The 11234-nt window shown below is 42.8% G+C and carries 12 protein-coding genes; 5 read left to right on the forward strand and 7 right to left on the reverse strand.

The window, feature by feature from the left end; genetic code table 11:
• Positions 1–20 precede the first annotated feature (20 nt).
• Both BTO30_RS16075 and BTO30_RS16080 read right to left on the reverse strand, forming a co-directional pair.
• On the reverse strand, positions 21–446 hold the full coding sequence (locus BTO30_RS16075; RefSeq protein ID WP_075399706.1) for a MarR family winged helix-turn-helix transcriptional regulator: 426 nt from the start codon (positions 444–446) through the stop codon (positions 21–23).
• A gap of 119 nt (positions 447–565) precedes the next feature.
• Positions 566–2011 carry a SulP family inorganic anion transporter gene (locus BTO30_RS16080; protein WP_075399707.1) on the reverse strand — a complete coding sequence of 482 codons (1446 nt, stop codon included), beginning with the start codon at positions 2009–2011 and terminating at the stop codon, positions 566–568.
• 130 nt (positions 2012–2141) lie between these two features.
• On the opposite strand from BTO30_RS16080, the gene BTO30_RS17300 reads away from it, so the two are divergent.
• Entirely contained in the window at positions 2142–2288 is a 147-nt protein-coding gene (locus BTO30_RS17300; protein ID WP_158023614.1) for a hypothetical protein, read from the forward strand.
• A 65-nt stretch (positions 2289–2353) separates the two neighbouring features.
• On the opposite strand, the gene BTO30_RS16085 is transcribed toward BTO30_RS17300, so the two are convergent.
• Together BTO30_RS16085 and BTO30_RS16090 are read right to left on the reverse strand one after the other, a co-directional pair.
• Entirely contained in the window at positions 2354–3022 is a 669-nt protein-coding gene (locus tag BTO30_RS16085) for a response regulator (RefSeq protein WP_075399708.1), read from the reverse strand.
• Positions 3015–4622, reverse strand: a complete 1608-nt coding sequence (locus tag BTO30_RS16090; protein ID WP_075399709.1) for an ATP-binding protein — start codon at positions 4620–4622, stop codon at positions 3015–3017. The genes BTO30_RS16085 and BTO30_RS16090 overlap by 8 nt, the downstream gene beginning before the upstream one ends.
• Positions 4623–4752: 130 nt before the next feature.
• On the opposite strand from BTO30_RS16090, the gene BTO30_RS16095 reads away from it, so the two are divergent.
• Complete coding sequence (locus BTO30_RS16095) at positions 4753–5808, forward strand: DctP family TRAP transporter solute-binding subunit (RefSeq protein ID WP_075399710.1); 1056 nt, start codon at positions 4753–4755, stop codon at positions 5806–5808.
• A 135-nt stretch (positions 5809–5943) separates the two neighbouring features.
• Positions 5944–7203, forward strand: coding sequence for a dicarboxylate/amino acid:cation symporter (locus tag BTO30_RS16100; protein ID WP_075399711.1), 1260 nt, complete (start codon positions 5944–5946; stop codon positions 7201–7203).
• 61 nt (positions 7204–7264) lie between these two features.
• Here BTO30_RS16100 and BTO30_RS16105 read toward each other — a convergent pair whose 3' ends face one another.
• Positions 7265–7807, reverse strand: a complete 543-nt coding sequence (locus BTO30_RS16105; RefSeq protein ID WP_245796541.1) for a GNAT family N-acetyltransferase — start codon at positions 7805–7807, stop codon at positions 7265–7267.
• Positions 7808–8089: 282 nt separating this feature from the next.
• Between BTO30_RS16105 and BTO30_RS16110 the strand changes: the two genes are divergently transcribed.
• Positions 8090–9862 carry a methyl-accepting chemotaxis protein gene (locus BTO30_RS16110; RefSeq protein WP_158023615.1) on the forward strand — a complete coding sequence of 591 codons (1773 nt, stop codon included), beginning with the start codon at positions 8090–8092 and terminating at the stop codon, positions 9860–9862.
• A gap of 133 nt (positions 9863–9995) precedes the next feature.
• Here the strand turns inward: BTO30_RS16110 and BTO30_RS16115 are convergent, their stop codons facing one another.
• Positions 9996–10445: a FixH family protein gene (locus BTO30_RS16115; RefSeq protein ID WP_075399712.1), complete on the reverse strand. Its 450-nt coding sequence runs from the start codon at positions 10443–10445 to the stop codon at positions 9996–9998.
• A 194-nt stretch (positions 10446–10639) separates the two neighbouring features.
• Between BTO30_RS16115 and BTO30_RS16120 the strand changes: the two genes are divergently transcribed.
• Positions 10640–10873 carry a potassium channel family protein gene (locus BTO30_RS16120; protein WP_245796543.1) on the forward strand — a complete coding sequence of 78 codons (234 nt, stop codon included), beginning with the start codon at positions 10640–10642 and terminating at the stop codon, positions 10871–10873.
• Between the two features lie 154 nt (positions 10874–11027).
• Here the strand turns inward: BTO30_RS16120 and BTO30_RS17305 are convergent.
• Positions 11028–11234: hypothetical protein (locus BTO30_RS17305; RefSeq protein ID WP_158023616.1), on the reverse strand; the 207-nt coding region annotated here is incomplete at its 5' end.

Consider the following 11234-nt stretch of genomic DNA (forward strand, 5'->3'; position numbering starts at 1 on the left):
AGATATATGCACAAAAAAATTTATTGTTTCTTGGCATTCAGTCCAATTTTTTTTAGTAATTGAACCGCTGTTTCCAATTCATCTTCTGACAAGTCTTCAAATATGGAATGGACTGTTTGTTCATGCAATGGAAATACGTCATCCATAAACGTTTTCCCTGATTCGGTTATAACGGCATATGTCACACGGCGGTCTTTCGGACAGTCTTCACGAATAACAAGTCCCTTCTTTTCAAGCTTGTCCACCACATATGTAACGCTTCCGCTTGAAAGTAAAATCTTTTTGCCGATATGCTGAATCGGCTGCTCACCTTTATGATACAAAAGTTCAAGCACCGAAAATTCCGTCGTATTTAACCCGTATTGTGCAATATCTTTCCTTAGTACATCTTGAACAGACTGTGAGGCACGTATCAAAACGACTAACGCTTTTAATCCGGCACTCATTCTTTTTCACTTCCTTTTATTTATCTTGATTTAAATAATCTTTAATTCGAGATAATAATATCATGTGATTTTTCTTGTGTCAACAAAAAAAACAGCAAGTCATCCGACTCGCTGTTTTTTCATTGAATACCGACTTGTTTCATAAGCCGGGCGCTTTGTCCATTCAGCCCGATTAACTGAACCGGAACACCGTTTTCTTTATATTTCGTCATAATTTTATCAATCGCTGCCACACCGGAGTCGTCCCATATATTAGCTTCTGTTAAATCAAGCACGACTCGGTCCACTTCTTCTTTGTAATCAAACTCATTTAATAAGTCCGTAACGGAGGCAAAGAAAATTTGCCCTGACACACGGTATATCTTTTCATTTGCCGCGCTTGTTTCATTCGTAATGTCCAATTTGGATATTTTCGCCGCAAAAAACAAGGCGCTTAAAATAATACCGGCAAATACACCTTGCGACAAATCATGCGTCCAGACAACGACTGCAACTGTAACGATCATGACAATCGTGTCTGTAACCGGAACTTTCCGGAACGAGGTGACCGACGCCCAGTCAAATGTGCCGATCGACACCATAATCATGACGCCGACAAGCGCCGCCATTGGAATTTGTATCACGATATCGCTTAAGACAATAATCAGCAGGAGCAATACAATACCTGCTGTCAATGTCGAAAGTCTTCCGCGTCCGCCGGATTTTACGTTAATGACCGACTGGCCGATCATTGCACAGCCCGCCATGCCGCCCAGAAAACCGGTCGCAATGTTCGCGATCCCTTGACCGCGTGCTTCTCGATTTTTGTCACTTTCTGTATCCGTCATATCATCGACAATAGATGCAGTCAAAAGAGACTCCAGCAATCCGACAATCGACAATGCAAGAGCCGTCGGGAAAATAATCGACAGTGTTTCTAAATTGAGCGGTACATCCGGGAAAAAGAACGATGGCAGTGTGCCGCTAATGCTGCCAAGATCGCCGACCGTTCGTAAATCAAAGCCCGAAAACACCGCAATGACGGTCATCACAACAATCGCCACAAGCGGGGACGGAACGGCTTTTGTGATACGCGGCAGTAAATAAATAATGGCCAGCGTTGCCGCGACGAACACATATGTCATCGTCGAGATGCCGATAAAATGCGGCACCTGCGCCATAAAAATTAAGATCGCCAGCGCGTTCACAAAGCCAATCATGACCGAACGGGGAATGAATTTCATAAACCGGGCAATTTTCAAGAAGCCAAACGTAACCTGCAAAATTCCGGTTAAAATCGTCGCCGCAAATAAATACTGCAGGCCATGATCCTTCACAAGCGTCACCATGACAAGCGCCATCGCACCGGTCGCTGCTGAAATCATAGCCGGACGGCCGCCCATAAACGCAATAACAACCGCCATTGAAAACGATGCGTACAATCCGACCATCGGATCAACGCCGGCGATGATCGAGAAGGCAATGGCTTCCGGAATAAGCGCGAGCGCCACGACCAGCCCGGACAGTAAGTCGCCTTTCACATTCCCAAACCATTCTGTTTTTATTTTTTGAACTGATAAATCCATGCTTCACCTCATTTTATATATGTCACTTTCGACTCTCACGAAAGGTCTCTTCTCGTTTACAACGTCTTTTATCCTACCATAAAGTGCATATTTTGAACATCCGCTATGTAACTTATGACTTGTCTCAGCATTGCCATTCACGATTTTAATGCTTTTAATGATGGCTGCACTTGCCAAAATGCTGCGGAAAGAGCCAATCCCGCTGCGTCCCGCTGATGTCCGCCATTTTAAACGGCTGGAAAAAGCAGTGAATGAACAGGATAAAAAACAGAACTAAACAAGGCGTCCCTGCAAGTCATATTTATTGACCTGCAGGGACGCCTTTACATGGTGATTATGCTCTTAAAAAAGCCTATACCGGTTCATCGGCCTGCCAATACCGCCATACTGGATATCGATTTGGACTTTCCCGCGTTTTTCAAGATAATCGAGATATCTTCTGGCGGTAACCCTGGCTGTACCGACACCTTCCGCCACTTCTTCCGCGGAAACAGGCTGGTCCATTTCAGTTAAATAAGCGGTGATTTTTTCTAAAGTGACCGCATTTAATCCTTTTGGCAAATCGTCCGGTGCATCGTGATCCTTCTGGAATAAAATATCGTCCAGTTCTCTTTGGCTGATGCTTCCTTTGTCGCTTAAACGCTTTCGAAAGGAACGGTAGTTTTCCAAGGCCTGTTTGATCCGTTCAAATTTAAATGGTTTCATAATATAATCAAACGCACCGTGCCGGATGACCTGGCGTACGGTGTCCATATCGCTCGCGGCTGTAATGGCAATGACATCCACCCGGTGCCCTTCTTTTCTCAAATGATGCAAAGTTTCAAGTCCATCCATTAACGGCATGTATAAATCGACGATGACAAGATCAGGTGATAATGTGCGAATAAGCTCCATTCCTTCTTCCCCATTGGCGGCCAGCCCGATAATTTCAAATCCTTCCACTCTATTAATAAACTCTTTATTCACTTCCTGAACCATTAAATCATCTTCAATCAGAAGCACTTTAATCAATATCTCCACCTCGGTTCTTTGTGTGGTTTACCGGAAATACAATTTGAAAGGTTGTCCCTTCGCCCGGAATGGACTCCAGTTGAATGTCCCCTTTCCCTTTTTCCACAATTTGTTTTACTAAATAAAGCCCGATTCCTCTGCCTGTTTTAGATTTTGTGGAGTAGCCTTGCTGAAAAACAAATGGCTGTTTTTCTTTCTCGATCCCCTGACCGTTGTCTTCGACTAAAATCGAGAGCACCTGATCAGTTTGCTGAATGCTGACATAAATTTGATTGTCTTCACTCTGCTGTTCAAAAGAATCAAACGCATTTTCAATCAAGTTCCCAAGAACAAGGACGAAATCATGATGGTCTAAGTATGGCGGAAACGTCCGCAGCCGGCTGTAACGGTCAATAACCAACTGGATGCCCAGCTCTTTCCCCCGGCTGACTTTGCTCAACAATAGACCCGATAGGCTGTCATCCTTGATGTTTTTACTTAAAAATCGGGTCAGTTCTTCCTGTTCTTCCGTTACTTGAAAAACATATTCCAATGCTTTTTCCCTGTTACCAAGTTGAATCAAGCCGGCTATCGTGTGCAATTTATTCATATGTTCATGATTTTGTACGCGTAACGCACTGACAAACGCCTTAACGCCTGTTAACTCCTCGGCCAGCTGTTTCACCTGCGTACGATCCTGAAAGATAGAAATAGCTCCAACAGTCACTCCGTCCACCCGAATCGGGACCCGGTTAGACACGATGGCCAAATTACGAATTTGCAGATCCTTATTATAAATAGGATGGTCAAGCTGCAAAATTTCAGGTAAATGTGTATCCGGCAGCACCTCTCTTATTTGCCGCCCGGTTACTTCTCCTTGAATATCCAGCATTTCTTTGGCTTTATCGTTAAAAATGGTGATTCGTTCAAATTTATCGATGGCAATGACCCCTTCATGCATGGCGTTAAACGTTTCTGTTCTTTCCACGACAAGCTGGGCGATTTCATGCGGCTCCAGATGAAACATTTGCTTCTTTATATGCCGTGCGAGCATATACGCGCCCCATCCGGAAATTAAGAGCGCAAGCCCGGACGTAATAAAAATCTCCCTTTTTAAGGACAGAATCGTTTCCATAACCTGAGGCAGCTTATAGCCTGTAATGACAACGCCCACCTGATTGTGCTCTTCATCTAAAATCGGCACAAACGCCCGAATCAGTGTACCGACTTCCCCTTTTCCTTTTGCTGTATAAGAATGCTCGGCAAATGCCGGTCCTTCATCTTCACCGTTCGACATTGTTCCAATTTTACTTTGAACAGGGTGGGTTAGACGAACACGGTCCATATTGAGAATGACAATATAATCGGCTTTATTAATTACCCGCAGTTCTTCCACAGCCGATGCGGCCCCATCCGGAACACCACCCGTAGACGATAAGCTCTCGGCCACTCCAGGAAGTTCAGCTACTGTCCGCGCCGTTAAAATCGCCCGATCCCGCAGTTCGCTTTCTTCTGTTTCAATGTAATTGCTGGTCAAAACCATTCCCAGCACTAAAAAAGAGAATAAGAGAATAAACACAATAAGTCCGGTTATTTTCCATTGTATTGGGACACTTACCATTGATCACGCCGCCATTCTCAAAAATATATAGTAGGATTCATTTCATTTTACCACGGAAAAGAAAAGAATAACGCGGCGTAAAAAATGATATGATGAACATACAATAACCATTTACGAACAGGTGATCATCATGACAAAATATATCGGTTTTTGCCTTTTCATTCTTTTGCTGCTATTCGGATTTTATATTTATCAAAACAACTTAGCCAGCCAGCGTCAGCCTCTTTCTTATGATGATGAACAGGAAGGGCTGGAAAAGCAAATTACCATCCGTTTTTCACACGTTGTCGCGGAAAATACGCCAAAAGGGCTTGCCGCTCAAAAATTCGCTGAATTGGTCAGCGAGAAAACAAATGGACAAGTGAAGGTGGACATTTTTCAAAACGGGATTCTTTATTCAGATGGAGAAGAATATGAAGCCTTGAAGCGGGGAGATGTTGAAATGATTGCCCCTTCTTTTTCCAAACTTATTGACACGGTGCCACAGTGGAAAGTGCTGGATCTTCCGTTTATTTTCAATCGCGCCAGCCAGGTGGAAGCCGTTTTTGCAGGACAAACGAGTGAACGGCTTCTTTCTATGATAAAGGATAACGAAGTAAAGGGACTGGCATTTTGGAGCAACGGATTTAAACAGATGACAAACGATGAAACGCCTCTCCTTGAACCGGAAGATTTTCGCGGTCACACATTTCGCGTCATGCCGGGATCGGTGATTGAAAAGCAGTTCCGGCTTTTAAACGCGTACACAGTAGTCATGCCTTTTAACGAAGTCTATCAGGGACTTGAAACACGGGAAATTAACGGCCAGGAAAACACCATTTCAAATATTTATTCGAAGCGTCTCTATCAAGTACAGCAGCATTTAACGATCAGCAATCATGGATATCTCGGGTATGCCGTTATGGTGAATAAACAATTCTGGGACGACTTACCGAAAGATATTCAGGGGAAAATTCAGGAAGCCATGCGCGAAACAACTCTCTGGAATATGAAAGAAGCAGCAAAAATGAATGATCAGCAGCTGCAGCATATAAAAAACCATTCAACGATTCAAATTTACCACCTGACCGAACAACAAAAAAAAGAGTGGCTTCAGACGTTTCAGCCGCTTTATAAAGAAATTGAAGACGAAATCGGTCATGATCTAATCGAGCTGATCAAGTCTCCGCCTGATGAAGAGCGCTAAAACAGCGCTCTTTTTTTCATGACCAAAAAGACCAAAAGAACCATTATTACCAAAAATATTTATTTTTCAAATTGTCTGTTAATATTTCGTTAAGGTTTTGAAACCGCTGTCAAATATATGCAGGGAGGTTTATAGATGCGCAGAGCACTAAATAATTTAACCGTACGTGTCATCATAGGGATTCTTTTAGGTATTGCCGTCGGACTTGCTTTTCCTTCTTTCGGAGAGCAATTGAAAGTTTTAGCAGATATATTTATTAAAATGATCAAAATGGTCATCGCTCCGATTATCTTCCTTACCGTTGTCATCGGCATCGGAAGCATGGGCGATTTGAAGAAAGTGGGACGGATCGGAGGAAAAGCCCTTCTTTACTTCGAAATCGTTACAACTTTCGCTTTGGCAATCGGTATTCTTGTTGTCAATATTCTTCAACCCGGTGCCGGCTTTAATACAGGTTCCGTTGAAAGCGGAGATGTTTCGGAGTATACGAAAGGCGCAGAAGAAACAAGCCACGGATTTGTGGATTTCATTGTAGGGGTTGTACCGGAAAATGCGATGGCTGCACTGTCTGGCGGCGACTTGCTTCCAATCTTATTCTTTGCCATTTTCTTCGGTCTGTCTCTTGCTTCACTTGGAGAGCGTGGAAAGCCGGTTGTTGATTTCTTTGAACGATTAACAGATATTTTCTTCGGCATCGTTAATATGATTATGAAAGTGTCGCCGGTTGCCGCCTTTGGTGCAATGGCGTACACGATCGGAAAATTCGGGCTTGGTTCACTCGTATCTCTCGGACAGCTGATGCTTGGTGTATATATTACTTGTGCGCTGTTCGTTATCCTCATCCTTGGCGGAATTGCCAAGCTTTACGGATTCAGTATTTTTAAGTTCATCGCTTATATTAAAGAAGAAATTTTACTTGTATTAGGAACGTCTTCTTCAGAATCTGCTCTTCCAAAGTTGATGCAGAAACTTGAAAATTACGGATGCTCTAAACCGGTAGTTGGGCTTGTTGTACCGACAGGCTATTCGTTTAACCTGGATGGAACGTCGATCTATTTGTCCATGGCGGCCATTTTCATTGCACAGGCTTACGGAGTAGATTTATCCATTTGGCAGGAGCTGACGTTGTTAGGTGTACTTATGCTGACATCAAAAGGAGCTGCCGGTGTTACGGGTTCCGGCTTTATTACATTGGCTGCCACACTGGCCGCTTTCCCAATGATTCCTGTTGAAGGAATTGCGCTCCTCCTCGGTGTTGATCGTTTCATGTCAGAAGCACGCGCCATTACAAACTTAATTGGAAACGGTGTTGCAACTGTTGTTGTCTCTAAAATGGAAAAAGAGTTCCATCCGCCGGCAGATCTGCATGCCGCTGAAAATAAAGTGGCCAATTAATGGCCGGTAACGCTCAAAAGCTCCAACGTCATAACTTTTCCGGCGTTGGAGCTTTTTTAAATTACATGTCATTTCTATACTCAACCACCCAGCAGTCATTATACTTTCCTTCATGCCATTCGTGTTCAGGAAGGAGTTTTACCTTTTTAAACCCGCATTTTTCATAACAGCGGATCGCCCGCTCATTCCACGCCTGCGGGTTCATCACCACTTTTCCTGCCTGTTTCTCCTTTGCTAAATACTCAACGATGGCTTTCACCAACACTTTGCCGATTCCTTTATTCCAGTAGTCTATTTCACCGATTAATTGATCTGTTCCGTAAATGACCGACTCGTCGCCTGTGTACCCATACACCTCTCTTTCCTGTTCGTCAAGCGGATAATATTGCGCATAACCGATTTCAGCTCCGTCAAATTCAATGATGCACCGTGTCACGTCTTTTTCATCATGATAAAAATGAGCTTTGACTCTTTCTAAATCAAATGGACTGTCCCGGCCTTCATAAAATTCCAGAACGACCGGGTCGGACAGCCATTTCACCAGTAAATTCTGATCTCTTTCCTCCAATTCCCGGACCTTAAGTTTGCCTTTTTGGAATAGCACGATTGCCTCCTCCAATCTCATTTCATTCTAATATAAAAATACCCAATATTCTGATAAATGTAAACGAATTCAATCTAAAATGGGGAAATTTCTTCATTTGTTTTATGAACTATTTGAAACAATTATTCACCATAAAAATAACCTATCGAGCCTTCTTCTTATCGAAAAGCCATCTTTTACAGGAAATCTGCTGATAGAAGCTGAACTTATTTAATGCGCTTACATTATCGCTGGGTATTATGGTATATTATAAAAAGACTAAATGATTCAGGTGGTGATCACATGGCAAAAAAGCAGAAGCGGCCTTTACGGTCAAAAAAAGAAGACAGTTTGAAAAAAAAGAAAAAAAGTTCTATTCTTCTTTTTCGAAACAGAAAGATCAGCCAAAAATACGGAATCGTTCTCGCAATTGTTATTATATTATTTTTAATTGCAACCGTTTTCACTTCGCTGATTTTAAATGATTTAACGAAAAAATTGGATGACCTTGATCGAAAAGGGGAGCAGGCGCTTGTACTCAGTGAGATGGGTTCGTTATTGCGCGCTAAAGATATACGGGTGAGCGATTTTATCTTACTTGAAGAGCCCATTTCAATCGATCAATATAATCAACAGAGTGATAAGCTTAATGCTCTTGAAGAACAAATATCCAGCGTGTTAACCTCACCGGCTCAGGAAGGTATTTTAAATCAAATTAAAGCTAATGATAATGAAATGAACCGGATCTTTTTTGAAATGATTATTCCATCCGTTCAACAAAAAAAGGAGCCTGAAGTTCTTTATTTAAAGCAAATGTCAGCGAATCTCCGCACTCAAACGATTCAATATATCGATGATCTTCAAATCAACTTGAAAACAGAATATTCCGCTGCTGTGGACAGAGCGAAAGCCCAAGCAAGGCAGGCACTCCTTATTTTGCTTATCTCTGTCGTTGCCGCATCGATCATCAGCATTATTCTATCCATGTTGATCAGCCGTATTGTCGATTCCAATTTAAGAAAAGTGGTGACGGTAAGCAATGACATTGCTCAAGGAAAATTGAACGTGGAGCCGATCAATTATGATGGAAAGGACGATATCGGTCAACTTGCATCGTCCACCAACTTAATGGCGGAGAATTTGCGCAACATTATTTCACAGCTTCTGTCCGTTGCCGAGCATGTTAAATCACAAAGCGGCACATTGAAGATGATGTCGAATGAAGTAAAAGACGGCAGTGAACAAATTGCGACGGCGATGGATGAAATGGCGCAGGGAGCAGAACAGCAGGCCGATGCCGCCTCTAATATCAGTGAATTGATTGAATCACTCAACCGCCAAATTACGGATGCGCGTGAAGACGGAGAGCAATTGAGTTCTTCTTCTGAACATGTTCTTCACTTATCTGGAGACGGACGTGTTCAGATGGAGCATACCGCTCATCAAATGGAACAAATTACGACACTCGTGTCCAGCTCCGTTGAAAAAGTGCGCGGCCTTGAGCAGCGTACGATGGAGATTTCACATCTCGTCAAGGTTATTCAAGATATTTCTGCCCAAACCAATCTGCTTGCCTTGAATGCGGCCATTGAAGCTGCCCGTGCCGGCGAACATGGACGCGGATTCGCGGTGGTAGCAGATGAAGTGCGCAAATTAGCTGTACAGGTGGATGATTCGGTTAAAGAAATTACCGGCATTATTAATGGGGTTCAGGAAGAAACGACAGATGTCGTCACTTCATTAAATGACGGATTTGAGGAAGTCGAAAAAGGCAGTAAAGCGATGGTCGATACGACGGAAACATTTGCAGGCATTATCGATTCGGTCAATGATATGGCCAGTAAGATTCAAATGATTTCGACAAGACTTGATTCGATCAACGATGGGAGTGATAAAATCAGCTCATCCAGTCAGGAAGTCGCTTCTGTTTCCGAAGAGTCCTCTGCCGGCGTTGAAGAAACAGCCGCCGCTTCCCGCCAGCTTTATGCATCAATGGAAGATATTCAAGAAAGTGCTCAGTCACTTGCTCAGCTGTCAGAAGAACTTGAGCAGACGGTTAAACAGTTTACACTCTAGCCGGTGATATTTCGACCGGGACGAATGACCAAAAATGCCGGTGGTGTCTCAAAAATTCATTGAGACACCACCTTCTTCATTTCTTTTGCCGGAATTCCGTGAATCCGGCCTTCTTATTGGACATCACTTTCCATTATTTTATGGAAATAGTCTGCTCCTGATGGTCATGCAGCTCCCCTTTTACAACGTGAATGTTGACGATATATGTCCCTTTGTCGGGATATTGATAAGCTGCGCTATATGTACCAGAATCTTGTTCGACAGCAGCCACATATTCATGTTTTTCATCGCCATCCTGCCAAATTTCAAACGAGACATCCGCCTGCGTTAACGGTTTTTCCTCTAACTGCAAAACCGTCTGCAGATTGATCGCTTCCTGTTCAGCTGCTTCCGCAGTAAAATCAATGCTTACATGATGATGGCCATGTCCTTCCTCTGCCAGCTCCTGTTCAATCACTTCTACCACTGTTTCCTTAACAGCCGTTTCCAGTTCTTTCTGTTGTTGAACAGATGCTTCTTCTTTCTCTGCACAGCCCGATAATAAAAGAACAGCTGCCGCACATAATGAGATCAAATTTTTCATTACAATTCTCCTCCAATGATTCAATACCACACAGCATAACAATAGGATGTGAAATAAGAATGAAGAAAAATAGTCTTTTCCCCCAATTTTTTTGTATAATAACAAAGAAAAATACTGTAAAAATTTGTTTCACGTGGAACATTTATAGACGGGGATTGTGCTTTTTCCGCAAATTATTTTTTAGAGCGATTCATATGAGCAACTGGACATTATTTTTTACGGCGTTCACACTTGTCTTATTCAGCAGTTTTTTCATGTTTTTCGTCGAACCCGAGACATTTTTATCTCAGTTCGATGGATTATGGTGGACGATGACGACAATTGTGACGGTCGGCTATGGAGATATATCGCCCGCTTCCGCTCTCCGTAAACTATTTGTCATGTTTTCTATAATAACTGACTTTCCGCATGTCAAAAACAGTAAATAGTGTTTTTTCGTTTTTTTCTCAATCAAAACCTGAAAAAGCAGCTGGTCTTTGATCTTTTTATGGTTTTGCAGCCGGATTAATGACTATTTTCAAATCGGCTTACTCGGAAATATTTCCATACATCAACCAGCTGCTTGGCTGTTTTTTTTAAAATTTATTGCTGGATGTGCTGTTTCATTTCATGAATCGGGCTGATGAGAATGGCCGTACTGAAGCCTGCCCATTCGATGGCTTGATGCATTTGGGGCCTGGGCGGCTCCGCGATGTAGCGCTCGATGCCGATCGACATGGTCAATAGCCCTTCAATTTTCTTTATAATGGTTTTGAAAGAGGGCGTTCTGGTTTTCTTTTTATCCGTAGT

The sequence above is a fragment of the Domibacillus antri genome (assembly GCF_001936625.1).
In the GTDB taxonomy this organism is placed as follows: domain Bacteria; phylum Bacillota; class Bacilli; order Bacillales; family Domibacillaceae; genus Domibacillus; species Domibacillus antri.

Excerpts from the sequence above, each read along its gene's own strand:
- BTO30_RS16110 (WP_158023615.1), top strand. The coding sequence starts at position 8,090 with ATGGCAAAAAAGCAGAAGCGGCCTTTACGGTCAAAAAAAGAAGACAGT.
- BTO30_RS16090 (WP_075399709.1), bottom strand. The coding sequence starts at position 4,622 with ATGGTAAGTGTCCCAATACAATGGAAAATAACCGGACTTATTGTGTTT.
- BTO30_RS16080 (WP_075399707.1), bottom strand. The coding sequence starts at position 2,011 with ATGGATTTATCAGTTCAAAAAATAAAAACAGAATGGTTTGGGAATGTG.
- BTO30_RS16120 (WP_245796543.1), top strand. The coding sequence starts at position 10,640 with ATGAGCAACTGGACATTATTTTTTACGGCGTTCACACTTGTCTTATTC.
- BTO30_RS16095 (WP_075399710.1), top strand. The coding sequence starts at position 4,753 with ATGACAAAATATATCGGTTTTTGCCTTTTCATTCTTTTGCTGCTATTC.
- BTO30_RS16075 (WP_075399706.1), bottom strand. The coding sequence starts at position 446 with ATGAGTGCCGGATTAAAAGCGTTAGTCGTTTTGATACGTGCCTCACAG.
- BTO30_RS16100 (WP_075399711.1), top strand. The coding sequence starts at position 5,944 with ATGCGCAGAGCACTAAATAATTTAACCGTACGTGTCATCATAGGGATT.
- BTO30_RS16115 (WP_075399712.1), bottom strand. The coding sequence starts at position 10,445 with ATGAAAAATTTGATCTCATTATGTGCGGCAGCTGTTCTTTTATTATCG.